Consider the following 24,586-nt stretch of genomic DNA (forward strand, 5'->3'; position numbering starts at 1 on the left):
CAGACAAGTTCACCAGCTAGAGCTTGTTAAGGAACAATATAAAAATATAGGGGAAAAATATGAAAATCACTTCTCAAAGGACTGTACTTAAGAAAACAGTAATCAGTAGTGTTGTTACATCTTTACTACTTGGTGCTTCAGTTTATTCTAGTGCAATTTATGCAGCGGATGATGTTGCACCGAATGACCCAGCAGTCGCTGGTGAAGGTGTTGCAGAAAAACCATACGAAGGCGGATTTTTTGAAGATGCCACGGTAAATGGTGCGATTAATGTTTGGATGCGCGACCGTACACGAGCCAAAGTTGATGCTAATGGTCATGACACTTCTAAATATACCAACTTAGACCATGGTTCAATTTATGCCGGTTTAGATATTAAATCGGGTTACGCAAAAGATATTATTGGTTTGGATTTGAACGTGTATGGCACATTTGATATGTGGAATAACGGTTCTCCAGACCATGAAATGAACTTCTGGAATGTCAATAATCCATACGAAATGAGTCCTGGTTCTAACACCGGGTGTTCGGGCACTTGGAACTCAGACTGTACTGATAATGGCGCAGCTTTCCAAACTGCTGCTGTGAAAGTGAAGCTTGGCGAATATGGTTTTGCACGTGGTGGTTACTTCCAACCAACAGTACCAACTGCAATGGGTGTGAACTGGTCGTACGCCGCAGGTACTTATGAAGGTGGGGAAGTTGGTCTGAACTTTGGCCCTGTTGCGTTAGGTTTTGTCTATGCTGATGCCTATAAAGCGCCTTGGTACAAACATGATTACAGCTTCCGAACAGGTACAGGACCAAATGCTGAAGATGCCGGTGATGCTTACTCGGTAGGTATGCGTTATACCATTAATGATCAAATGTTAATTGATGTTGCTTACGCTGGTTTAACGGATGGTGACCGTAAAAATGCCCACGCCAAATTTAAAATGACCACTGATGGTGGTTGGTATATTTCTCCACAAGTGTATGTGGTCGATGATGACAACCAATATGATAAAACGGCTTTCCAAGCAGTATTGTTAACATCTAAAACTTTTGGTCAATACGGCCTACGTCTAGAAAGTACCTACACTTCAGCGGATTCAGAAGATACTCGCGGTAACGTAGGTAATATGGCGTATCGCTTAACCGAAGCATACGGTGGTTCAAACGGTGCTTACGATATCTGGTGGAATAACCGTTCGGATTTCAACCACGATGGCGAGCTAGGTTTCTTCGCAGAGTTAAAACGTGACTTCTCCGATCTAGGTGCACCTGGCTTTACAGTCGGTGTTAATGGCGTATATGCATTTGGTGCGGATTCTGACCAACAAGGTATTGATGACTTAGTAGAATACTCAGGTAGTGCGTTTGCATACTACTCAATTCAAAGTGGTGCATTAAAAGGGGCTAACTTTGGAATTTACTACACCCATTATGTTAATGACTCTAATGCAAACGACTGGGCTCCTTACTCAAATGCCTTCCAAGATGAAAATGACTTGAAAGTAACCTTAACCATTCCTTTCACAGTGAAATAATTACGGAAGTCTTGAGTTAACAGCAACATCAAGTGGTCTCATGGCATTATGTTGTGAGCCACTTGCCGAATGAAGGTGGCCGCCATTCATTCAAAATCCTAAATTGATATAGCTATACCCAAGTGATTTCAAGGTGCTGAAACTCGCATCTTGAAATCACTTGGGTATAAGAAGAGGAAATGTCTTATTGATGTTTCCTTTTTCTTCTTGTTCGAGTCAATTTATTGGTTGGCTATTTTAGTGCCTAGCATTGGGTGCTAGAATGTGCCCAACATTTTGCCACTGCATTGGTTTCACCACTCAGTGAGTTAAAACCTGCTTTGTAAAACACTCGATAAGGTAATTTTGATGACGGTTAAAACACGTTTTGCTCCTAGCCCAACAGGCTATCTTCACGTAGGCGGTGCTCGTACTGCTCTTTATTCTTGGTTATACGCAAAAAGCCAAGGCGGTGAATTTGTTTTACGTATCGAAGATACCGACATTGAACGTTCAACCCAAGAAGCGGTTGATGCGATCTTAGAAGGCATGCAATGGATGGGGTTGGATTGGGATGAAGGCCCTTACTACCAAACTAAGCGCTTTGATCGTTATAACGAAATGGTTGATAAGCTACTAGCTGAAGACAAAGCCTATAAGTGCTACGCATCAAAAGAACTACTTGATGAAATTCGCGCAGAACAAGAAGCGAATAAAGAAATGGCTCGCTATGATGCGAATCATCCAAAAATTGTTGCGGTAAATCAAGCAGCAAAAGACGGTGATCCATGCGTGATTCGTTTCCGCAACCCGAAAGAAGGCTCAGTGGTTTTTGAAGACCAAATCCGTGGCCGTATCGAAATTGCAAATAGTCAATTGGATGATTTGATCATTCGTCGTACTGACGGCTCTCCAACGTACAACTTCTGTGTAGTGGTTGATGATTGGGATATGGGTATTACACACGTTGTTCGTGGTGAAGATCATATCAACAATACACCTCGCCAAATCAACATCTACGAAGCACTAGGCGCACCCGTTCCGACGTTTGCACACTGTGCAATGATCTTAGGTGATGATGGCGCTAAGCTTTCAAAACGTCATGGTGCAGTAAGCGTAATGCAATACCGTGATGAAGGTTACTTGCCGAATGCTCTCAATAACTACCTAGTTCGCCTTGGGTGGTCTCATGGTGACCAAGAAATCTTCTCTCGCGAAGAAATGATTGAGTTCTTCAGCTTGAATGCGATCAGCAAATCAGCATCAGCATTTAACACTGATAAACTACTTTGGTTAAACAACCACTACATCAAAACGTCAGAGCCTGAATACGTAGCAGAGCACCTGCAATGGCACTTAGATAACCAAAGCATCAACATTGAAAATGGCCCAGTGATTACTGATGTGATCAAATTGGTTGGTGAGCGTTGTAATACTCTTATTGAGCTTGCTGAACAATCTCGTTATTTCTATGAAGATTTCTCAGAGTTTGAAGCCGGCGCAGCAAAGAAACATTTACGTGGCGTCGCGAAAGGTCCTCTTGAGTTAGCGTTAAGCAAAGTGGAGGCCTTGAACGATTGGACAACTGAAAACTTACACGGTGTTATCGCACAAGTATGTGAAGAGCTAGAAATCGGTATGGGTAAAATCGGCATGCCACTTCGTGTTGCAGTAACCGGTGGTGGTCAATCTCCTTCTGTTGATGCAGTAATGCAGTTAATTGGTCAAGAACGTGTAATTTCTCGCATCAAAATGGCACTAGCTTTTATTGCAGAACGTGAAGCAAACGCTTAACCCTGCGTACTTGAAGGTTTGGGTATAAAACACCTGATGAAAAGTCGATCGATTGATCGGCTTTTTTTTTACGCCATTTAATGGCTTTGATTGATATAAAAATCAAATAAACCTGATTTACATCAAGGTTATTTTTGATATTTGTTCTTAATGGTAACTATTATCATTAACTTTTCCGTTTTTATCATATAGAATGTTTTCTTCACTGAAATCCGTTGGTTTATCTGACGTCTTATATTGAACGGACTTAATCATGCAGTTTCCATCATCAATAACACTTCCTCGTTATGCGCAAGCGAGCACCAAGCTTAAAGGTATTACTTTAGCTTTATTAGTCATTTCTAGTTTTTCAGCCCAGGCAGACTCTTTGGATAATGCACGCAGTATTGAGCGTCAAACCAATCAAGTGGCAAAAAACGCACAACAAAAAATTGATTCTAATTCCGATCAGAGTTTCCAACTACAAGCGGAAGTAGAGCGCCTTCAAGATCAAGTTGATAATCTATCTTTATATCAAACTCACTTGAAAAAGCTGGTGGAAAGTCAAGAAGCTGAAAAAGTGAGTATTGATGATCAACTGACTAATGTAGAAGAAACTCGCCAAGGGGTAGTCCCTTTGATGTATCACATGATTGATGGTTTGCAATCTTCATTAGAGCAAGGTGTACCTGTTCGTCTTGTGAGTCGAGAAAAGCGTCTCGATGAACTAAAAACTCTAATGGGGCGTTCAGATATTTCCGATGCAGAAAAATACCGCAGAATTTTAGAAGCCTACCAAATTGAAATGGACTATGGCTCAAAGCTTGGCATCTATGAAGGTCAAATTAAGCTAAACCAAGATGATACTCGCCAAGTCGATTTATTGTACGTCGGTAAAGTAGTGTTACTCGCTCGCAGTAAAGATTCACAACATGCATGGTTATGGTCTCAAACTAAACAACAATGGCGAGAAGTACCAGCGGATCAAAAGTCGGATATTAATCAAGCTTATGCATTAGCTAATAAGCAACAAGCGCCAAGTTTATTACGTTTACCGCTTTCTGTGACTCAAGCTCCTGCATCTAATTCTTCTATTCAGGAGGCAAAATAATGAAGTTACTGTCTCTTATTATTACTTCAATCAGTTTAGCGATTGTGAGTGTGGGTGCATCTGCCGATGACCTCGCGACACTAGACAATAAAGCGAAAGCGGAACAACAAACGGAAAATGCACATAACCAACAGCGCGTTGCGTTAAGTGCTCAGCAACGTGCTGCGCTACAAGCTAAGCGCGACCAACTTGCCAAACAATTGGCACAAATTGAAAAAGAAAATGCTCAATTGAGTGATACTTTTTCTGCCAATGAAGAAATTTTGGCAGAGAAAGAAAAAGAGCTTCAGTTAGCGACAGGTAGTTTAGGCGAATTGTTTGGTGTAGTACGCCAAGCCGCTAAAGATGTTCAGTTAAGCTATGAAACGTCACTGCTTGGCGAACAAGGAAAAACCTTTAATGCCACATTAGACAAAGTGATCAGCACCGATACACTACCATCTTTAAAACTGCTTAATGGCCTATGGCAAGCGATGCAATACAAAGTGACTACTGGCAGCGAAGTCGCACCTGTTTCACTTCCGTTTGTACAAGGTGATGGTAAAACTCAGCAAGTGAATGCGCTACGTATTGGCGATATGGCACTACTCACTGAGCAAGGTTATGTGAAATGGGACTTTGCTCGTCAGCAAGCTTCCAACTATTTAGCGCTACCATCGGATGCCCCAACTCTGGCAAGCTTTAAGCAAGATGCGAATCAAGCCATACTTATCGATCCTACTCGTGGTGTGATGCTTGAACAATATGCACATCAACCAACCTTGATGCAACGTATCGATCAAGCTGGAGTTGTCGGTAAAATCATCATTGCAATTTTAGTGATTGGCTTAATCATTGCTCTGGTTCGCGGTGTTCGCTTAATAATGACGCAGCAGCAAATCTCAAAGCAGTTAAAACAACCGGAAAACCCAACCGATGATAACCCACTAGGCCGTATTCTTAATGTGTATAACAAAGAGAAAAAACAGTCAGTTGAATCATTAGAGCTCCGCCTACTAGAAAGTATTCTCGATGAGCAACAAGGCTTAGAGCGTGGTTTGTCGATGCTGAAGTTATTCGCAGCTCTTGCGCCAATGTTAGGTTTATTAGGAACGGTAACCGGTATGATCGAAACTTTCCAAGTTATTACTCAATTTGGCAATGGTGATCCGAAAGTAATGGCTGGCGGTATCTCAATGGCTTTGATTACCACTGTACTTGGTTTGGTGGCAGCAATGCCGTTGTTGCTAGCGCATAATATCCTTTCAAATCGCGCAGAAGTGATCCGCAATACGCTTGAAAAACAAGGCGTAAGCTTAGTGGCTCGCCGCGCGGAAATTGAATCAGATAAAGCTAATTTATCGGCAACAAATTTCGCCGGAGCTAATGCGTAATGTTGGCTTGGATTTCCACTCAATTCCCTGAGCTGATGGACTCTCATCTTTTAGAGTTCATGGCGCGTGGTGGGCAAGTGTTGTGGTGGCTAGGTGCGGTTGTGCTTTTATGCTGGGTATTGATTATTGAGCGTATTCTCTTTTTGAGTTTGTCTTATCGTCATGCCAAGGCTGATTGGGTAGGTCAATGGAAGCAACGCAACGAACATGATTCTTGGTACGCACTGGCACAAAAGCAAGGCATGTTACAGCAAGCTCATGTGATGCTGACGCAAAACCTAGACCTTATTAAAGTGCTGGTTAGCCTATGCCCAATGCTTGGTCTACTCGGTACGGTAACCGGTATGATCACCGTATTTGATTTGATGTCTATATCTGGCAGTAATGATCCTAAATTAATGGCATCAGGTATTTCAATGGCAACGTTACCAACAATGGCTGGCATGGTCGCCGCGTTAGCTGGAATGTTTGCCCATTCTCGTTTAGTGAAAGTCGCAACTCGTAAAGAGCTGCACTTAGAACAACAATTAAGGAGCGGCGAATGAGATTAGTTCGTCCCACAAAAGCAAAAGAAGAAGCGCAAGTCGATTTAACTTCGATGCTTGATATCGTATTTATTATGTTGATTTTCTTTATCGTAACCAGCTCATTTGTGAATGAATCAGGTGTTGAGGTTAATCGACCTCAAGCCTCTCATGCGACTGCGCAAAAAGATGCAGGTATTTTTATTGCTGTGACCGCCGCGAACGATGTGTACATCGATAAACGTCGAGTGGACGTCGAACGAGTAGAAGCAGCATTAGAAAAAATTGCGATTGATAAACCTGATGCTAGCTTAGTGATACAGGCGGATAAACACGCTTATAACGGTACGGTTGTTGAAGTGATGGATGCTGCCAAAGGGGCTGGTATTTCAAAAATTGCTTTAGCCACGGCTGATAAGTCTTAAGCGAGAATGAATGATGAGTGACAGTAGTACAGCTCACAATATGAATAACGCATCGCTACGCTTGTTGATTGCAATCCCGCTTGGTTTAGTGACCGCAATAGCCTTGTTTTCTTTTATGTCTTGGATGGTTGGGAGTGTTAAAACCGGCGTAACCGATGACCAAGGACCACTTGCGTTTGATGTGGTGATGCAAGAGCAAGATTCTGATTCACAACGCCGTCAGCGTCAATTACCAGATCCGCCCAAAGTACCAGAGCAACCACAAGCATTATCAACACCAGCGACGCCTGCAGCTTCAATGCCATCGGTTCAGGCGCCTCAAGTTGATCTTGATACTAGTATGGCATTCTCGGATGTTGGCGTGGCGATTAATATGCCCAACATTAATGTCAGCAATAATATTTCTCAAGGGGTAGGTCAACAACAGCAAGCAATGCCGTTATATCGAGCTCAACCAACCTACCCACAACGAATGTTGAAGCGCCGAGTGGAAGGCTATGTGGTGATGTCATTTACCATCAATGAACAAGGTCGCCCTGAAGATATTGAAGTGGTTGAAGCTGAGCCTTCGAAAGCTTTTGTTCGTCCAGCAATACAAGCTTTACGTAATTGGAAGTATCAACCTCAAATTGAAGGTGGTAGCGCAGTGAAGCAGCCAGGGCAACAAGTTAAAATTGAATTTAAGATAAACCAATAGCCTGTAACTAATAACTAATGGTAAATGGATAAAGGCTAAAGAAAATGATGGTCAAACTTATGATGTTGAGTATGGATAAGTTATTTCACAATCTTTTGCTTTCTTTGTTAAATAAGAAGGCAATATTGGTGTGTCTTCTGATCAGTCTATTTGCTGTGTCATTCAATAGTAGTGCCGCAGGTGTGACGCCTTATACCGGTAAAAAACTGACTCAAGCTAGTGAATTGGCACAAAATGACCACCTCGATAAAGCGATTAAAGTGTTAACGTCTTATGATCCTAAAGCGGATTATGATAAAGCGTTTGTGAATCGAGTTTTAGCGATCTATTACTGGCAAGCCGAGCAACCAAAATCTTCAATAACAGCGTTAAAAAAGGCGGTTGGATTAAATGTTTTAGAACCAAAAGTTCAGTGGCAAGCCAATCGAATGTTGGGCGATATCTTATATTCTGAGCAAGACTTTGCTAATGCCGCCAAAGAATATCGCAATACATTAGCCGTCAAATATACCCCAAGTGGTGCAGATAAAACTCAATTTAAAAAAGACACCAATGAAGTGTACTTTCGTTTAGCAGCCGCTTATTACCAACAACAGCAATGGGCACAGGTTCGGAGTTCTGTGATTAGATATCAAGCCCCCGATGCTAAAAAACGTTTACAAGCATTACGGATGCAAGTGATCGCTGAATTTAGGTTAAAGCAATGGGGAAATGCTGAAGGTACATTAACGCACTTGATCCGTCTTGAGCCTAATAATAAAGCGTGGTGGCAACAACAAATTTCCACTCAGTTGCAACAACATAAAAATCAATCGGCACTTGAAACCTATTCTTTGGCTAAAAAGCATAATCTTGAATTTACGGCCAATGACTATAAGTCCTTATCTCAGTTGTATGCGCAAAATAAAATTCCAGAGCGTGGTGCGCGAATTTTAGAAGAGATGTTCCAAGCTTACCCAGAGAGTAAAACAGTTACTAACCAAAAGACTCAAGCTTATTACTATCAAATGGCGCGTGAATGGCCCCAAGCTATTGCAAGTTGGGAAGCATTAGCCAAACGTGATGCTCAATATTACTGGCCCCTAACGCAGTTGTATATTCAACAAAAAGATTACAATAAAGCCAACCAAGTGATCGACAAAGCACAACCCTATGCTAAAAAATCTGAATTTGGTTTAGCGAAAATTCAATTATTGTATCGCTTAGAAAAATATAACGATGCACTTGCAGAGGCTAAGCGTCTTAATGAAGTGCAACCATCGGCTTCTGCACAAACTTGGATTGTATTCTTAAATAATAAACTGCAAAGTCAGTCGCAAGATGAACTTCAAGGAATGTCTTCTTAATGGCAGAGACTGAGATGGTTAGGTGTAGTGTGCAATCAGCACAATTTACTCGAATCGAAAAGGTATTAGAGTTTATTCATCATCACCTATTTCTACCATTATCTTTGGATGATATTGCACAAAAAAGCTGTTGGTCTCGTTGGCAGCTACAACGCGTATTTACTGCCAAGACAGGGGTAAATGTTGCGCAATATATCCGTGAATTAAAACTGAGTGGCGCCGCTGAAAGTCTTTTAGATTCGTCTACAGATAGAGTGCTGGATGTTGCACTAGCTTTTGGTTTTAACTCTGAAATTAGTTTTAGCCGTTCCTTTAAGCAGTTTTTTGGTTGTTCACCAAGAGAGTACCGTAAACGTGGTATTCGTACTGGATTACGCCAACCTATCACCTTTATTGCTCCCTCAAGCACAAATGTTCAAGCATTACCCTTGAAGATAGGCGATCATGATTTCACCCAAATTCGAATTGAATACAAGCCAGCATTTTGTTTAGCAGGCTATCAAGGAGAGATAGGGGGGTTATTTTCTTCCCAGCCTGATTTTCAGCAATTAGTACCCACTATTTGGCATGAATTTGAACGCTTAAAATCACAAGACTCTATTAGCAACGGTGCAGGCAATACTACACCTGCTCTTCGCTATGGCGTTATTGATACTTTATCACTCCATGATGACCGTTTGACCTATTGGGCATCGGAAGAGTGTAGTAATAACTTACCTAAGAATTTAAAACCGTTATATATTCCCGATCAAGAGTATGTTGTTCTACCTCATCGCGGTGAGATCGCGCAGCTTAAATCGAAACTGGAATGGTTATTTAGCGATTGGTTACCTCAAAGTGGATATAGTGGGGTAGACGGTTTTGAATTGGAAATCTATTCGGCTAATTATCAACTGAACTCACCGGATGCTTATATGGAGTATTGGTTACCGATTGAGAATCATAAATCTTAAGCTCAAATGACATCTCCTTGAAGCTGCCTTGGTAGACACCACAAAAAGTTCCCTCAAATATTAAAGATGCACCAAATTGTTAACTTTCCATTGTTGCAAATAGATATCATTTAGAAATGATAATGATTATCGTTGAATAATGAGCAACCATTTGCAGGAAGGGAAAATGCCTCGCTTGAAAAATATAAAATCAGCTTCTCACACATCAAAGATGCTCACTGCTAGCCCATTGGCTTTAGCAATTACGAGTATTTTATTTGCCCCTAACTTGATGGCTGAAGAAACAGCGGCTACAGAACAAGAGACCATTACGGTACTGGGTCAAACTTATCGTAATACTGCGACTAAAACTTCACTTGAACCTGAAGAAACCCCTCAGGCTATTTCAGTGATCAATTCTGATGACTTTGAAAATCGTGGTGTGACATCTGTTCAGCAAGCGTTGCGTTATGCTCCAGGTGTTAATGCAGAGCTAAAAGGTGGCAGTGTCACCATGTATGACAACTACAACATCCGTGGCTTTGAAAACAACCAAATGTACTACGATGGGTTAGTTTTACAGTATTTGGTCGGTTGGAACTTACAGCCACAAATTGACCCAATTGCTTTAGAACGTGTCGAAATCTTCAAAGGACCAAGTTCAGTTTTATATGGCGCAATGCCTCCGGGTGGCATGGTCAATTTGATAGCCAAATCACCACAAAAAGAACGTAATACTGATATTTCGATTGCGACGGGTTCTCGTAACTTAGTCAAAGCTTCCATCGATACAACGGGCCAGTTTGGTGATTCAAATGTTTATTACCGTTTGATCGGTTCTGCTTCCCATCGAGATGGACAAGTCGACTACACTGAAGAAGAACGTTACGTTATTGCGCCGTCTATTGATTGGTATGTGACTGATAATACCCTTGTGAACTTCAATTTTTATTATCAGAACGATCCTAATATGGGCATGAACTCAGCAATGCCGGCTTCTGGTTCTGTATGGGATAACCCGAACGGTAGCATAGATAAAAATGCCTCAATGGGGGATAAAAACTGGAGCAAGTTTGAACGTGAATTCTGGATGGCTGGTTATAAGATCGATCACTCATTCAATGAAAACTGGTCGTTCTTACAAAATGCTCGTTTCATGAAAGCTGACCTTTATCAGGAAAATACTTACCACGCAGCAGCGGGTTGGGATCCTTCTACTGGTAACTTAGACCGTTACATCTATAGTACAGATGAAGATTCAGAAGGTTTCACGATTGATAACCAATTATCAGGTCGAGTAGTTACAGGTCCAGTTGAACATAATTTATTGTTTGGTATTGATTATCAGCACCTAAAAGGCAGCTCAAACTATACTAGTTATGGGTATGATGGTGGTTATACGGCGCCAAGTTTTAATGCTTTCGCACCGAATAACAATCAAATCGATCGCTCAAAAGTAACCGCTACTGGTGTATATATAGATGATGTGAAAGTCGAACAGTTAGGTTTTTACTTCCAAGATCAAATGCGAATTAACCGAATAGTATTGATGGCAGGTGGACGTCTTGATAATTATGAAGCCACCAGTGACTATGTTGGTACTATTACTAAAACGGATCAAAATAACTTTTCTTATCGCGTTGGTGCGATGTATGAATTCGATTCAGGATGGTCGCCATACGTTAACTATGCAACTAGCTTTGAACCGGTAGCTGGTGTTGATAGTAGTGGTGATAGCTTTGAGCCATCGATAGGCCAACAAATTGAAGGTGGTGTGAAGTACTTATCTTCAGATTATGCAACTTCTATGGCTGCTTCATTGTTCCACATTATTAAAAGCGATGTAGTGGTGCCGGATCCAAATGATCCAAGCTACCAAGGTAAAATCCAAGTGGGTGAAATCCGCTCACAAGGTGCAGAGTTTGAAGCCCGTACTATGCTAACAGATAACTGGGATGTGGCAGCAAGCTATACCTATACCGACATGGAAATTACAAAAGATACGACAGGGTTAGAAGGCAAAACACCAATTTATGTGCCTAAGAATGCCGCGACATTATGGACTAACTATTACGTATATAACGGTATTTTAGGTGGTTCTCGCTTCGGTGCAGGTGCACGTTATATTGGTGAGCGTCAAATGGATGCAGCTAACACCGATACCGTGCCAGATTACACGGTAGTCGATTTATCTATAGGTTATGATTTAGCGTATTTAACTAATAGCCTACAAGGTGCAGCGGTTAATTTAAGCGTCAATAACTTATTTGATGAAGATACGTTCACTTGTTACGACTCAGCAAACTGCTGGTATGGTGAAGAGCGTACCGTAGAATTTAAGTTTGATTATAAGTTCTAGCGTATAGCATCACTTATCACATTACTGTAAAGAGCTAGCCGTTGGTTGGCTCTTTTTTGTTGACTGATGCGAGTAAATAAGAAGTCATGAGAACCGGGGACGCTTCGCTCGAGCCTAGTTTTTCAGGATGACGGTTTTCTTTCGGTAATATCTTTTCATACTACTCGCAGCACATCACATGAAACAACTTTCGCGCATTTTAAGCATCTTTTTACTTTTTAATCTAAATGAAAATTAGTATCATTGCGTTTAACGTAATTAAGTTTAATGAGCCTTGCTGTGAGTGATCCTAGATATCAACAATTATTCCACTATGCCGACCATGTGACGCCTTATCTTAGAGGTGAATTGTCCCACAATGAACTCATGCAAGCTCCACTAGGTGATGACTGGTTACTTTCGGAGCATAACAACCAAGAACTACTGCACGATATTTACGCCAAACTTCAGCTCTCTCACCCTGAAGCAGGCCATGCGTATTGGTTAAACCGCACATGGACGTTACTTGTCTGGCAGCCTGTTTATATTAGTTTTATCAGTATCTATGGCATTCATGCATTACCTGCTATGTCGACCATTGCTCAACAGTGGCGTGGTGATGCAAACTTTGTGGCAGGCTTTACACTGCAAGATGTACCTATGCATGATGGCGAGCCTGAAGAGCTGATTAAGATTGCTGCTAACGAGTTATTACCGTTATTTGAAGATTACCGTACTCAGCTTGATGAGAATGTGCGTATTCGCCCGGGCTTTACTAAGCATGTTCTTGCCGATTTATTGGTGATGGCGTTATTACGCTTGCAAGATTTGCATAAAGACCTACCACAAGAGTATATCCCTCAACACGCTAAACGTTGGTTAGAAGCGTTTGGCTTATCGACCAAGGCTATGGACTCACTGCATTACGATTTAGTCGAAAATAAATGGCTTTATGTCCGTACGACCTGTTGTATGGTGTACCGCTGTGATGGTCGCAATTTGTGTGATAACTGCCCAAGAGCAAAATAATTCCCGCGCGAGTTTAGCTCTCTGACTTATTGGATTTGATATAACAAATACGCTACCATCAGCGCCCCTTTTTTTGAGTGTCGCAGAGGTATGTATGTTTATTGGCTTTGACTATGGGACAGCAAACTGTTCTGTAGCAATGATGGAAAATGGCAAGCCTCGCTTATTGCCACTAGAAGGTGACAGTCATTTTATCCCTTCGACTATTTGTGCTCCTACTCGTGAATCGGTAGCCGAATATCTGTATCGTTTTATGCAAGTTCAACCGAAAGATACCGCTGGTGAGCAAGCCTTACGACGCGCAATTAATCTGAACCGTGAAGAAGATATTGAGCTGCAACTGGGCGATGTTCAATTTGGTCAGCAGGCGCTGGATACTTACCTTTCCGATCCGCAAGAAGTCTACTACGTCAAATCGCCGAAATCCTTTTTAGGAGCGAGCGGTTTGCATCCGACTCAACTGGTGTTTTTTGAAGATCTTGTTTGTAGCATGATGAAGAACATCAAGAGCCAAGCTGAGCTTTCTAGTCAACAAGATATGACTCAAGCCGTGATTGGCCGTCCGATTAATTTTCATGGTCGTGGTGGTATCGATGCCAACCGTCAAGCGGAAAGTATTTTATTACACGCCGCAACTCGCGCAGGCTTTAAAGAGATTGAATTTCAATTTGAACCCGTTGCAGCAGGTTTAGAATACGAAAGTACCTTAAGCCAAAACCAGACCGTATTAGTGGTAGATATTGGCGGTGGTACGACTGACTGTTCCTTGATTGAAATGGGGCCAGATTGGCAACAAAAAACCGACCGTAGCGCAAGCTTGTTAGGTCACAGTGGTCAACGGGTTGGCGGAAACGATTTGGATATTTATCTAGCGTTTAAACAAATAATGCCGCTCATGGGTTTTGGTACTCAAATGAATAGTGGTATTGAAATGCCGATCACTCAGTTTTGGAACCCGATTGCAATTAACAATGTGGTGGCACAAAAAGACTTCTACGAAGCAGCGAATTTCAAGTCATTAAAGTTATTACAAAAAGAAGCCAAAGAACCAGAGAAGTTAGCGCGCTTATTAGCCGTTTACCAACACACGCTAGGCTATCAAATAGTGCGCAAAGCGGAAGAGGCTAAGATCGGCTTATCGGATACTCAAAAGCATTCATTGATAATGCCAGTGGCTTCCGAGATGCTAGAGCTTGATATCAGCCTCGATCAAATGGTAGAAGCGGTTGATACCCCTGTGCAAAAAATGATGGACTTGGTAACGGAAGTGATGAGCCAAGCTGCCAGAAAACCGGATGTGATCTTTATGACTGGCGGTAGCGCTCGCTCGCCTTTTTTACGCCAAGCATTAGAGCGACAATTACCTAATGTGCCGATTGTCAGTGGTAACTATTTTGGCTCGGTGACCGCAGGTTTAGCTCGTTGGGCGCAAACGGTGTTTGGTTGATTTGAATTTTGGTGAGTCGGTCTTGTCTTAACTAATACCAATCGTACTAATTATCTAATCATTCTTGCTTGTTAAAAAGCTCGATAACTTCGTTGCACTTTTCGTTTATAAGAAAGTTGATTGTAGAATAACCACTTATCGAAAATTTTCGCCTTGTTCTCAAGCCTTTTTCCTACGCAATTTCTGACCATCTAATTAGTGTGATTGGTATAATACAAATAAAAAGGCAGTGATTTTAGCGATCACTGCCTTCATTTAGTTGCTTTGCTTTTGTTACTAAGCGACTGCCATCATTTTCTTTTGATGATCTAAGTATTCATCATAAGTGCCTTGGAAATTCACTAGTTTTTTGTCTTTCATATCAATGATCGATGTCGCAAGCGATGATACAAATTCACGATCGTGGCTCACAAATATTAAAGTGCCTTTGTAGACTTTAAGTGCTGAGTTTAAGGCTTCAATTGCTTCCATATCCATGTGGTTAGTTGGCTCATCCATTACTAAAACGTTGATGTCTTGCATCATTAGTTTGCCAAATAATAGACGGTTCTTTTCACCACCGGAGCAGTTACGTGCTTTTTTATTCGCATCATCTGCGGTGAATAGAAGGCGACCTAAAATACCACGTACCATTAAGTCATCATGTTTGGTGGTACGCCATTGGGAAATCCAATCAAAAATGCTTAAGTCGTTATCGAAATCTTTGGTACTGTCTTGCGGGCAGTAACCGATAGAAGCATTTTCTGACCATTTCACCACACCTTGGTTTTGTGCCAAGTCTTTAACTAGGCAACGTAGTAAGGTGGTTTTACCTACACCATTCTCACCAATAACAGCTAGGCGAGTACCAGCTTCAAGTAATAGATTACCGCCTTCAAACAGTAATTCATCTTCAAAAGCGTGGCCAAGATCTTGAAGTTCTAATGCTAACCGGTGTAGTTTTTTACCCTCACCAAAATCAATTGATGGGCTAATACGGCTTGATGATTTCACTTCATCCAGTTTTATTTTATCCATCTTCTTCGCACGAGAACTGGCTTGTTTGGCTTTTGAGGCGTTGGCACCAAAACGGTTGACGAAATCTTGCAGTTCGCTGATTTCCGCAGCTTTCTTAGCATTGCTCGCGAGTAATTGCTCACGAATAAGACCAGAAGCTTCAAGGAAGTATTCATAGTTTCCTGGGTAGATGCGAAGTTCACCGTAGTCGATATCCGCCATGTGAGTACACACTGAGTTTAAGAAGTGACGGTCATGCGAGATGATGATCATAGTGCATTTACGTTGATTCAATTCCTCTGCCAGCCAGTTGATGGTGTGGATATCCAAGTTGTTGGTTGGTTCATCGAGCAACAAAATATCTGGGTTAGCAAATAGTGCTTGAGCTAGTAACACACGTAGTTTCCAACCCGGTGCAACACGCTGCATTAGGTCAAAATGGAATTCTTCTTCGATACCCGCTTGGATCAATATATCACCGGCACGGCTTTCGGCTGTGTAGCCATCCATTTCAGCAAATTCACTTTCAAGTTCAGCCACTTTCATGCCATCTTCTTCACTCATTTCAGGTAAAGAATAAATGCGGTCACGTTCTTGTTTTATTTCCCATAATTTGCGATCACCCATGATCACAACATCAATGACGTTATGTTGTTCAAAGGCAAATTGATCTTGGCTCAGTACGCCCAGCTTTAGCCCTGGAGTAATGGATACATTGCCTGAGCTTGGCGTAAGTGCACCACTAAGGATTTTCATGAAAGTCGATTTACCACAGCCATTAGCGCCGATTAAGCCATAACGATTGCCGTTGCCAAACTTGGCTGAGATGTTTTCAAATAAAGGTTCAGCACCAAATTGCATGGTGATGTTTGCGGTTGAAATCAAAGAAATATCCTTAGGTGATGGGGAGCTCTGAGTAGCGGGTAGAACGCATCAAAATTGAAGTGTAAATAGGCGGCGGATTATATACCCAAGTGGCCTCAATATGCGAGTTTCAGCAAAAATAAAACAGGCTATAGGCAAGGCAAATTGAATATGATCATAGTTATTCTATCTCTATTCAATATAACGCTGCATAGAGCTTGTTTTAATTTGCCCTTCGGGAGCTTCATCCAAGCCTTTATGCAGCGTCATATTTACTCAAAAGGTACTTACATTCTTTCACAAATATTCCTTGCTTAAAGACCTGGATGATAGCTCTGAATTCTGCATCTTGAGGCCATTTGGGTATAAAGACTTATTGCTTAAAGAACAGACAAGAAAGTTCAGGATTAACGAATAACAAATGTTATTCTGATTTCACTATTCTAATTTAGGGAGTTTTATTAATGGCGAAGCAAAATGCACCATCGTGTGAGAGAAATAAACAACCGATCTTAGACGTGATTGCTCTGTATTTTTCAAATGCTTCTAAGGTTTTAGAAATTGGTTCCGGTACTGGACAGCACGCGGTGTTTTTTGCGCAACATCTACCGCATTTAATATGGCAAACCAGTGATGTTGTTGAAAACCATGGCAGTATTAATGCATGGATAAGTGAGAGTACGCTATTCAATATTCAATCGCCTGTGGAGTTTATGCTCGGCCGTGATCAATGGCCACCTATCAATGTTGATGCAGTATTCACCGCTAATACTACTCATATTATGCAACCACAAGAAGCCAAGACGATGATGGCGTTGGTTGCCAAGCATTTACCGAAAGGCGGCGTGTTTTGTCAGTATGGGCCGATGAAGGTAAATGGCGAATTTACGAGCGAGAGTAATCAAGCGTTCGATCTAAAGATTCGCAGTGAAGGACGTGGTGGTATTCGTGATATTGGACAACTAAAAGAATGGGCAGCAGGAATGACATTAAGCGCGATTCATCCTATGCCTGCCAATAATTTCCTTTTAGTCTGGTTCAAAGATTAAGGTCAATTATTTAAAGTAATCAATCTAAAAGGAGTGAAGATAGATGGTATTAGATGAATACGGGGTAAATAAAAAAGTGAAGCCATAATGACTTCACTCTCTAACATACTTATTTAGCTAACTTCACCAACAAGGTGAGCCGTGGATAGTACGATTATTATTCTGCAGCTGCGTCTTCAGCCATTGAATCTTCAGCAACTGGCGCTGGTTGTTCAATTTCAGCAGAAACCGTTACGTCTGCACGACGGTTTTGTGAACGACCTTCAGCTGTGTCATTGTCAGCAACAGGAGAGGTTTCACCTTCACCACTAACAGAGATTAAGCTTGAGTCAAAACCTTTGTTTACTAGGTAGTCAGCAACTGCTTGAGCACGTTCTTCTGATAGTTTTTGGTTGTACTCATCAGTACCTACGCTATCAGTGTGGCCAACGATTGTAATTGATTTAAGTTGAGCATCAGATGCTTTGCTTACAGCTTCATCAATTGAATCAGTGGTTTTTAGTGTTGCTGAATCAAAATCGAATAGTAGATCAGCACTTAGGCTAATTGGAGCCATTACAGTTGCTGGAGCTTCAGTTGTTGTTTCAGTTGCTGGTTCAGCAACTTCTTCGCTTGAGCTACAACCCGCTAATGTTGCCATTAGACCTAGAGCACAAGCCATACCTAAAACATTCTTTTTCATACTTTTTTCCATTATTATTACTCCGATTTTAACTATAAAACGTTGTCGTTTTGTAGCCCTTCAGCTAAGCAGATTCTTTTAGAGCCATCAATGAGAACTTAATTAGTGATTCTAAATATAGTTGAAGATTACATTTAATTACAACTACTTGTATTTAATTTATGTATCGCTTCAACGTCCACTTACAGTATGGGTAATAATAAATGAAAAACAAGCATTTACAAAATAAACCTTGTTAAATGTATGTTATTTTTCATAAAAAGGACAAGTTTAATGTTGTAATCATTACTTGGATATATATGAAAATTACCCTTAAAGGGAATTCACAATTAATGTTTCTTTTGACCTCGGATTAATAAGAGTAAAAAGTAGCTTCCGCCAACAATTGAAACAACGGTGCCTGCTGCCACTTGCATTGGGAATAAAATACTTTGTCCAATCCAATCTGCAATTAACATAAGTAACCCTCCAGTAAGCCCAGCCACTAATAATTGAGATCGTGCTTGTTTAGCGCCAAGCATTACGGCCATATGTGGTGCTAATAAACCAACGAATGCAACTGGGCCCATGGTGGTAGTAACTAAAGCACAGAGTAAAGCGACACTACAAAGTAGGATTACGCTGGTAGCTTGTACATTTAAACCGCGAGCGGAAGCAAATTGACGACCTGCTGAAATAAGTGTTAACCAACGAGAAACGCTGATTAAGGCGGTAAAAATCACGGTGACACTAAGGGCTAATATAATGGCACTTTGTCCTGACACTCGATATGTTGAACCTGCTAACCAACCGATAATGGTGTAACTATCTTGAGTTCCTTTTGCTAGTGCAAACTGAACTAAAGACTCGATTAATGCGCTGATGGCGATTCCAATTAAGATCATACTCGATGGAGCAAATTGGTTTTTACGTCCTAGAAGTAGTAGAACTACAAGCACCATCATACTACCCGCAAAGGCAATTAATGAACCTGACGCAAAAATATTGGATCCTAAAAATACGGTAGCGGCAACTAACGCGAAGGTTGCACCTGCGGAAATACCAAGAATATCAGGGCTAGCCAATGGGTTGTAGATAAGGCGTTGTAATACGGTACCCGCTGCAGCTAATGCAACACCTGCGGCAAGTGCAGTCACGAAGCGAGGCCAGCGAAGGTCCCATGTAAAGCTATCGGGAATTGCCCAGAGTAAGCCATTGTCTGTCATTGATAGTGTGGCACTGATAATGAGCATCACACTTGTCATGATGATTAGACTTGGTATGACTAAATTTGAAAGTTGTGCCTTACTTGGTGGGAGTTTGATAGATATTTGATCTTGTGCTTTTAACGCTCGGCGGCTGAACCAAACCAAAGCGGGCGCACCGATAGCTGCTGCAGTGGTTCCGCTTGGAATCATTTCTTGGGTGAATTGGCTGATGGATAACGCGAGTATGTCAGTCGTTAAAAGTGCGATACTACCAATGATCATACTGATATAAAGTTCAGCTTTTGGTGTTCTAGCACCTAGGGCACGAGCAATATTAGGTGACAATAAACCAATAAAGCTGATAACACCAACCGCCGTAATAGAAGCGGAGACTACCCATAATCCAAGAGCTATCAGAACAATAAAATAAGGAATAACATTGAGACCACGAGCGGCTGCGCCCTGATGCCCTAAACGCATTAAGTTTAAAATTCGTGGTGCAATAATCAGTAATACGAGAGCAACGGAGAGCCTAGGCAGTAGCCATTGCACCATTTCCCAACCATTTTGCGCAAGATCACCAGCACCCCAAATAAACACATTTTTAGCGTATTGATCGTTAAGTAAAATAATCGCTGTCGCAATTGCACCAAATAAGATGTTGACGACCATGCCGGATAAAATCAACGGTAAGCCAGTGATATTTTTTGGCCCAGCTATCGTGATAACAAGCCCCATTGCAAACATTGCCCCGACCATTGCGGAAAGTGCCATGTAATCACTTGCAAGGTTAGGGAACCATACGTTGACCACGATGAGAGCAAGCCAAGCACCGGAAGAAGTACCAAGTGTGAGTGGGGAAGTTAATGAGTTTTGAGTTAATTGCTGCATCAAACTACCGACTAGGCCAAGCATTGCCCCAACGATAATGGCCATTACTGCACGAGGAAGTTGTGCGTAAACAAAATTGAAATCAGCAAACTCTTGTGCTTCTGCCCCCATCAATAAATGCCATTGTTGAGAAATGGACAAAGGGTTAGCAATTTGGAGGCTAGCGAACAAGATCAACAATAAAGCGGTGAAAGTAGCAATGATGATAGGGAAGCGAAGGGAAGACATGTCGGGTTCCTAGTTTCGAGTTCCTAGTCCCTAGGTTGGAGCCTAGCAGATTAGTGGATTTTTATAACATTTTGGTGTTGTTGATTTGATTGGCATTAAAGCGATTACTTTTACCCACCAAGCTTTTCCTAGGAACTAGGGACTAGAACCTAGGAACTTTTATTCATTGCTTTATCTCTAACAAACTTTCGGTGATGGATTCTGCAATATACTGCATTGACATTGCACCACCATAGTTCCACACCGATTTAGCTTCATTGACATGGCCATTACGAACAAATGGCATCGCTTTCCAGAGCATAGACTTATGTAATTGATCTTTTTGCGCATCCGTAAATGGACCGAAGTAGATCACATAGCCATCTTTAATATGTTGTAGATCGGTAATTCGTTTTTGTACGATCCCCCATTCTTTGGCTGGTTGAGGGAGCGCAGTGGTTAAACCGAGTTGATGGATCACGTAGTCAGTGGTTGAATTGCTCGCGTATAAATAGATAGAAGTTTGGTTAGCAAAACGCATTGCAGCGACACTTGGCATTTCACCATTAAACGCAGTTTCTAGTTGTGCTTTTAAATCGGCAAAACGTTGGTCCATCGCATTGAGTTTTTGTTCCGCTATGTCACTTTTATCGACAACAGCCGCAATGTTGCGGAAGTTCTCAATGGCTGCTTTAGCGCTGTCTTGATCGGCATTATAGGTCTGGTAATACAGCACTGGTGCAATCGTTCGTAAACGAGGAATCAGATCTTTTTGTGGTGAGGCCGCCAAAATGAGATCAGGTTTTAATTCCGCTAGTTTTTGCATATTAGGTTCTGCGCGAGTACCAAGATCTTGCACTGATTCAGGAATGGTCGGTTTGACTACCCAGGTGGTGTAGTCTTTGATATTTGGCACACCAACTGGAGTCACGCCAAGTTCAAGTAATTGCTCTGCAAGATCCCAATTTAAAGCGACAATACGTTTTGGGTGGCTATCTAATTGATGTTCGCCAAGGCTATCGGTGACAGTTATGGAAGCAACACTGGAAAAAGAGAAAAGTGCAGCCATAAATGTGATGAATTGAATGCGTATTTTCATGTAGAAGAGTTCCTGGTTTCTAGTTCCTAGTCGCTAGGAAAAGCAATAATTGATAAATCTTTCTGGCTTTTAAATGACGACGGCTATTTTTTGATCATCTTGCTGTGGGTGATCTAAAAGTTGGATATCAGTTTCGTATAAATCTGTTAATCGTTGATCATCGAGCAGTAATTCCTTTGCACCACTAAAGGCTATCTTACCTTGTTTTAGAGCCACAATATGGGTGGCATAACGGAGCGCTAAATTCAGATCGTGCAAGATAACTAAAATGCCACAGCCGCTTTGTTGATTTAGCTCTTGCAGTAAATCCATTAAATGGTATTGATGATGAATATCGAGGGCAGAAGTGGGTTCATCGAGAATAAGCACCGGAGATTGTTGTGCGAGTAACATGGCAACCCAAGCACGTTGACGCTCACCGCCAGAAAGTTTATCGGCAAGGTTATTGGCGTATTGCTTAACGCCCGTTTTTTGCATAGCTTCGATAATGATTTTTTCATCATCATTTTGCCAACGACCAAATACACCACGCCAAGGAAAACGCCCTAAACGTACTAATTCTTGTACCGTAAGCCCTGCAACATCTGGCAGTTTTTGTGGTAAAAAAGCAATTTCTTTAGCGAGTTGTTTTTGGGAGAATTCAGAAATTTCAGTCTCGTTGAGTGTCACTTGTCCTGAGTCTGCTTCCGCTTGTCCTGAAAGCAGATTAACTAGTGTCGATTTACCACTACCATTATGGCCAAGCACAACCGTCAACCCATCACTAGGAATGGAAAGTTCATCTATTGATAGAATGTCGCGATTATCTCGGTGGACGCGAACTTGGTTGAGTTTGAACATATTTTTCTCTGGGGTTATTTATTGAGTACTACAAAACAAAAACTAGGGCCATTGTACTCAATAGCCCTAGTAAGTTTAAGGTGTTTCTTTACCAAGTGTAATTGATTGTCGCTGTTGCAGACATTTCTTCACCGTAGTAACAGTAATAGTCACAACTTGAAACGTACTCTTTATTGGTCAAGTTATTAACGTTAACTTGCGCACGCCATTTAGGAGTGATGTCGTAGCGAGCCATGGCGTCGTATAAGGTAACAGCTGGAACATGTAGTGTACCTGAACCATCTGATGTTGAGCCAACAGAAGTCCCCATATAACGAACGCCTGCACCTACCACAAAGCTATCTAGGCCTAGGCTAGAAAAATCATATTCCAACCAACCTGATGCCATATGACGAGGAATTAGAGCGGTGCGCTGTTCATTCCCTAGACCATCATCCGATTTTGCATCGGTATAGGTGTAGTTTGCTCTTGCTAGTAAATCTTTGGTGACGTGGGTAACACTTTCAAGTTCAACACCTTGTGATGTTAATTCTTGTGTTTGAGTTTGTTGAGCCGTTGTCGGGTCATACACTAGGCCATTTTCTTGGCTTAAATTAAACCAAGCAAAGTTAAAGTAGCCATTAAAGAAAGATGGTTCGTATTTGAAGCCAGCTTCAGTTTGTTTACCTTCTAGTGGTTTATAAGCTTTACCGGTTGAAGCATCCACCGATGCGATCACTTCAAATGATTCAGAATAACTAACATAAGGTGTAAATCCGAACTCAGTGATGTACATGACGCCACCGCTGAGTGAGAAGTGATCATTATGAATATCTTCGTCGCTGGTAACATTTTCATTTTGGAGGCGAACGATATCGTAGCGGCCACCTAATTTGGCAATAAATTTTTCATTGAATTTAACTTGTTGCTGAGCATAAACGCCTAGCTGTTCTTTTTTGATATGAACTGGAGTGGCGCGGTCGTCAATTGGAACAATATTGCCATGCTGAGGGTGGAAGGCATCAATGTTTGGTGTGGTGCCACCATATGGCCCCCAGTCATCAGCTTCCATACTGTCATTCTTGAACTGTTGCACATCCACGCCTAGCAGGGTGGTGTTATCGGTATTACCTAGCCCCCAGTTAGCGATGAATTGGTTATCCATACTTAACATTTGCGTTGAGCCATCACGATAAACAATTCCACGACCTAAATCTGCACTGGTTTCACTACCAAATGCATAAGTACTGCGAAGTAGTAAGTCAGTATATGCATAACGAGTATTTTGCTTGAACTGCCAAGTATCGTTGATGTAATGCTCTAATTCATAACCAAGCGAGTATTGATTACTTTCATTTTTATCGTAACCAGGTTCACCATAGTTGGTGCTTGGGTCGATTGTACCTTGTGGTGTGTCAATTAAAGTGCCATAAGCTGGAAAGAAGCCAGCGGTTGGTACGCCATCATCTTGTTGCCATGAAGCAAGGAAGGTAATTGAAGTATCGGAGTTTATATCCCATGCAAGGCTTGGAGCGAGATAAACACGATTATTGTAAGTGTCATCTAAAGTACCATCTTGCTCACTCATTAAAGCGACTAAGCGAAAGCGCACATCGCCATCTTCATCAACAAAGCTCGTTGTATCAATACCGATCTGATGGAGATTACGGCTACCACCTTTCACTTCTAGTTGACCACCTTCGGTATACCCAGGTCGTTTACTCACTGCATTAACAACACCACCCGGAGGCGCTTCACCATAAAGTAAAGATGCTGGACCTTTTAGCACTTCAATTTGTTCTAAGCCGTAAGGTTCAAGGTTCCAAGTATAATAGCCTGTATTAAATAGACGGTTACCGTCGAGATAAGTTGCCGCATCAAAGCCACGAATTTTGAACCAATCAGTATTATTGTCTGAACCATAAGGTTGAGTCATTACACCTGGTTGGTAACGCAGCGCTTCATCCAATTTTTGCGGCTGCTGTACTGACAATTGCTCTTCATCAATCACAGACACACTGCGAGGGGTTTCGGCGAGTGGTGTCTCAACCTTTAACGCCGAAGCCGTTACTGTAATGGTATCTAAATTTTCAGTTGAGGTTTCTTCTTCAGCAAAAGAGGGCATAGCAATAAGCGCTAAAGAAAGTCCAAGAGCAGGTTTCATAGTGCGAGAGACTGCTTGTGAAACGGGGTGCAAAGCGAAAGACATAAATCAATCCATTGTTTATTAATTGAGAATCATTATTGTTTTAAATTGTATTCATTTTCAACGACCCTGCCTAGAATTAA

Annotated in this window: 19 protein-coding genes; 13 read left to right on the top strand and 6 right to left on the bottom strand. The window is 41.6% G+C overall.

The annotated features are described in order from the left end of the window. Positions 1-59: 59 nt before the first annotated feature. From QQJ93_RS16185 to yegD, 12 genes are all read left to right on the top strand, one after another. The gene (locus tag QQJ93_RS16185) at positions 60-1,529 is read left to right on the top strand and encodes an OprD family outer membrane porin (protein ID WP_089122539.1); all 1,470 of its coding nucleotides are present in this window, start codon (positions 60-62) and stop codon (positions 1,527-1,529) included. 348 nt (positions 1,530-1,877) lie between these two features. Then, entirely contained in the window at positions 1,878-3,302 is a 1,425-nt protein-coding gene (gene gltX, locus QQJ93_RS16190) for a glutamate--tRNA ligase (RefSeq protein WP_089122540.1), read from the top strand. A 253-nt stretch (positions 3,303-3,555) separates the two neighbouring features. Further along, complete coding sequence (locus QQJ93_RS16195) at positions 3,556-4,392, top strand: DUF3450 domain-containing protein (protein ID WP_089122541.1); 837 nt, start codon at positions 3,556-3,558, stop codon at positions 4,390-4,392. Beyond that, positions 4,392-5,765: a MotA/TolQ/ExbB proton channel family protein gene (locus tag QQJ93_RS16200; RefSeq protein ID WP_089122542.1), complete on the top strand. Its 1,374-nt coding sequence runs from the start codon at positions 4,392-4,394 to the stop codon at positions 5,763-5,765. Before QQJ93_RS16195 ends, QQJ93_RS16200 begins: the two co-directional genes overlap by 1 nt. A gap of 35 nt (positions 5,766-5,800) precedes the next feature. After that, positions 5,801-6,310: a MotA/TolQ/ExbB proton channel family protein gene (locus QQJ93_RS16205; RefSeq protein ID WP_160117495.1), complete on the top strand. Its 510-nt coding sequence runs from the start codon at positions 5,801-5,803 to the stop codon at positions 6,308-6,310. Then, positions 6,307-6,714, top strand: a complete 408-nt coding sequence (locus QQJ93_RS16210; RefSeq protein WP_027697458.1) for an ExbD/TolR family protein — start codon at positions 6,307-6,309, stop codon at positions 6,712-6,714. Before QQJ93_RS16205 ends, QQJ93_RS16210 begins: the two co-directional genes overlap by 4 nt. A gap of 10 nt (positions 6,715-6,724) precedes the next feature. Next, positions 6,725-7,411, top strand: coding sequence for an energy transducer TonB (locus tag QQJ93_RS16215; RefSeq protein WP_089122544.1), 687 nt, complete (start codon positions 6,725-6,727; stop codon positions 7,409-7,411). Positions 7,412-7,455: 44 nt separating this feature from the next. Then, positions 7,456-8,757 (top strand): tetratricopeptide repeat protein, encoded by a 1,302-nt coding sequence (locus QQJ93_RS16220; protein ID WP_284186120.1) that lies wholly within the window; start codon positions 7,456-7,458, stop codon positions 8,755-8,757. Beyond that, positions 8,757-9,710 carry an AraC family transcriptional regulator gene (locus QQJ93_RS16225; protein ID WP_244943692.1) on the top strand — a complete coding sequence of 318 codons (954 nt, stop codon included), beginning with the start codon at positions 8,757-8,759 and terminating at the stop codon, positions 9,708-9,710. The genes QQJ93_RS16220 and QQJ93_RS16225 overlap by 1 nt, the downstream gene beginning before the upstream one ends. Before the next feature lie 166 nt (positions 9,711-9,876). Next, entirely contained in the window at positions 9,877-12,048 is a 2,172-nt protein-coding gene (locus QQJ93_RS16230) for a TonB-dependent siderophore receptor (RefSeq protein WP_089122545.1), read from the top strand. Between the two features lie 279 nt (positions 12,049-12,327). Further along, positions 12,328-13,056 (top strand): siderophore ferric iron reductase, encoded by a 729-nt coding sequence (locus QQJ93_RS16235; protein ID WP_160117466.1) that lies wholly within the window; start codon positions 12,328-12,330, stop codon positions 13,054-13,056. Between the two features lie 94 nt (positions 13,057-13,150). After that, positions 13,151-14,503, top strand: a complete 1,353-nt coding sequence (yegD, locus tag QQJ93_RS16240) for a molecular chaperone (RefSeq protein WP_089122547.1) — start codon at positions 13,151-13,153, stop codon at positions 14,501-14,503. 276 nt (positions 14,504-14,779) lie between these two features. Here the strand turns inward: yegD and QQJ93_RS16245 are convergent, their stop codons facing one another. After that, positions 14,780-16,384, bottom strand: a complete 1,605-nt coding sequence (locus QQJ93_RS16245; protein WP_089122548.1) for an ABC-F family ATPase — start codon at positions 16,382-16,384, stop codon at positions 14,780-14,782. 443 nt (positions 16,385-16,827) lie between these two features. Between QQJ93_RS16245 and QQJ93_RS16250 the strand changes: the two genes are divergently transcribed. Continuing rightward, positions 16,828-17,412, top strand: coding sequence for a DUF938 domain-containing protein (locus QQJ93_RS16250; RefSeq protein WP_089122549.1), 585 nt, complete (start codon positions 16,828-16,830; stop codon positions 17,410-17,412). A gap of 157 nt (positions 17,413-17,569) precedes the next feature. Here the strand turns inward: QQJ93_RS16250 and QQJ93_RS16255 are convergent, their stop codons facing one another. From QQJ93_RS16255 to QQJ93_RS16275, 5 genes are all read right to left on the bottom strand, one after another. After that, the gene (locus QQJ93_RS16255; RefSeq protein ID WP_160117467.1) at positions 17,570-18,094 is read right to left on the bottom strand and encodes an OmpA family protein; all 525 of its coding nucleotides are present in this window, start codon (positions 18,092-18,094) and stop codon (positions 17,570-17,572) included. A 329-nt stretch (positions 18,095-18,423) separates the two neighbouring features. Further along, a complete protein-coding gene (gene fhuB / locus QQJ93_RS16260; RefSeq protein WP_089122551.1) occupies positions 18,424-20,400 on the bottom strand; it encodes a Fe(3+)-hydroxamate ABC transporter permease FhuB in 1,977 nt (658 codons plus the stop codon). Between the two features lie 163 nt (positions 20,401-20,563). Next, entirely contained in the window at positions 20,564-21,478 is a 915-nt protein-coding gene (locus QQJ93_RS16265; RefSeq protein WP_089122552.1) for an ABC transporter substrate-binding protein, read from the bottom strand. 69 nt (positions 21,479-21,547) lie between these two features. Beyond that, positions 21,548-22,318, bottom strand: a complete 771-nt coding sequence (locus tag QQJ93_RS16270) for an ABC transporter ATP-binding protein (protein WP_089122553.1) — start codon at positions 22,316-22,318, stop codon at positions 21,548-21,550. Between the two features lie 88 nt (positions 22,319-22,406). Beyond that, complete coding sequence (locus QQJ93_RS16275) at positions 22,407-24,506, bottom strand: TonB-dependent siderophore receptor (RefSeq protein WP_170143415.1); 2,100 nt, start codon at positions 24,504-24,506, stop codon at positions 22,407-22,409. Positions 24,507-24,586: the final 80 nt, after the last annotated feature.

Source organism: Vibrio algivorus, from assembly GCF_030161215.1.
Taxonomy (GTDB): domain Bacteria; phylum Pseudomonadota; class Gammaproteobacteria; order Enterobacterales; family Vibrionaceae; genus Vibrio; species Vibrio algivorus.

What these genes read in the sequence shown, in the direction of transcription:
- QQJ93_RS16220 (WP_284186120.1), top strand. Translation starts at nt 7,456, where the DNA reads ATGATGGTCAAACTTATGATGTTGAGTATGGATAAGTTATTTCACAAT.
- QQJ93_RS16210 (WP_027697458.1), top strand. Translation starts at nt 6,307, where the DNA reads ATGAGATTAGTTCGTCCCACAAAAGCAAAAGAAGAAGCGCAAGTCGAT.
- QQJ93_RS16230 (WP_089122545.1), top strand. Translation starts at nt 9,877, where the DNA reads ATGCCTCGCTTGAAAAATATAAAATCAGCTTCTCACACATCAAAGATG.
- QQJ93_RS16255 (WP_160117467.1), bottom strand. Translation starts at nt 18,094, where the DNA reads ATGAAAAAGAATGTTTTAGGTATGGCTTGTGCTCTAGGTCTAATGGCA.
- gltX (WP_089122540.1), top strand. Translation starts at nt 1,878, where the DNA reads ATGACGGTTAAAACACGTTTTGCTCCTAGCCCAACAGGCTATCTTCAC.
- QQJ93_RS16215 (WP_089122544.1), top strand. Translation starts at nt 6,725, where the DNA reads ATGATGAGTGACAGTAGTACAGCTCACAATATGAATAACGCATCGCTA.
- fhuB (WP_089122551.1), bottom strand. Translation starts at nt 20,400, where the DNA reads ATGTCTTCCCTTCGCTTCCCTATCATCATTGCTACTTTCACCGCTTTA.
- QQJ93_RS16250 (WP_089122549.1), top strand. Translation starts at nt 16,828, where the DNA reads ATGGCGAAGCAAAATGCACCATCGTGTGAGAGAAATAAACAACCGATC.
- QQJ93_RS16200 (WP_089122542.1), top strand. Translation starts at nt 4,392, where the DNA reads ATGAAGTTACTGTCTCTTATTATTACTTCAATCAGTTTAGCGATTGTG.
- QQJ93_RS16270 (WP_089122553.1), bottom strand. Translation starts at nt 22,318, where the DNA reads ATGTTCAAACTCAACCAAGTTCGCGTCCACCGAGATAATCGCGACATT.
- QQJ93_RS16225 (WP_244943692.1), top strand. Translation starts at nt 8,757, where the DNA reads ATGGCAGAGACTGAGATGGTTAGGTGTAGTGTGCAATCAGCACAATTT.
- QQJ93_RS16265 (WP_089122552.1), bottom strand. Translation starts at nt 21,478, where the DNA reads ATGAAAATACGCATTCAATTCATCACATTTATGGCTGCACTTTTCTCT.
- QQJ93_RS16195 (WP_089122541.1), top strand. Translation starts at nt 3,556, where the DNA reads ATGCAGTTTCCATCATCAATAACACTTCCTCGTTATGCGCAAGCGAGC.
- yegD (WP_089122547.1), top strand. Translation starts at nt 13,151, where the DNA reads ATGTTTATTGGCTTTGACTATGGGACAGCAAACTGTTCTGTAGCAATG.
- QQJ93_RS16205 (WP_160117495.1), top strand. Translation starts at nt 5,801, where the DNA reads ATGGACTCTCATCTTTTAGAGTTCATGGCGCGTGGTGGGCAAGTGTTG.
- QQJ93_RS16275 (WP_170143415.1), bottom strand. Translation starts at nt 24,506, where the DNA reads ATGTCTTTCGCTTTGCACCCCGTTTCACAAGCAGTCTCTCGCACTATG.
- QQJ93_RS16185 (WP_089122539.1), top strand. Translation starts at nt 60, where the DNA reads ATGAAAATCACTTCTCAAAGGACTGTACTTAAGAAAACAGTAATCAGT.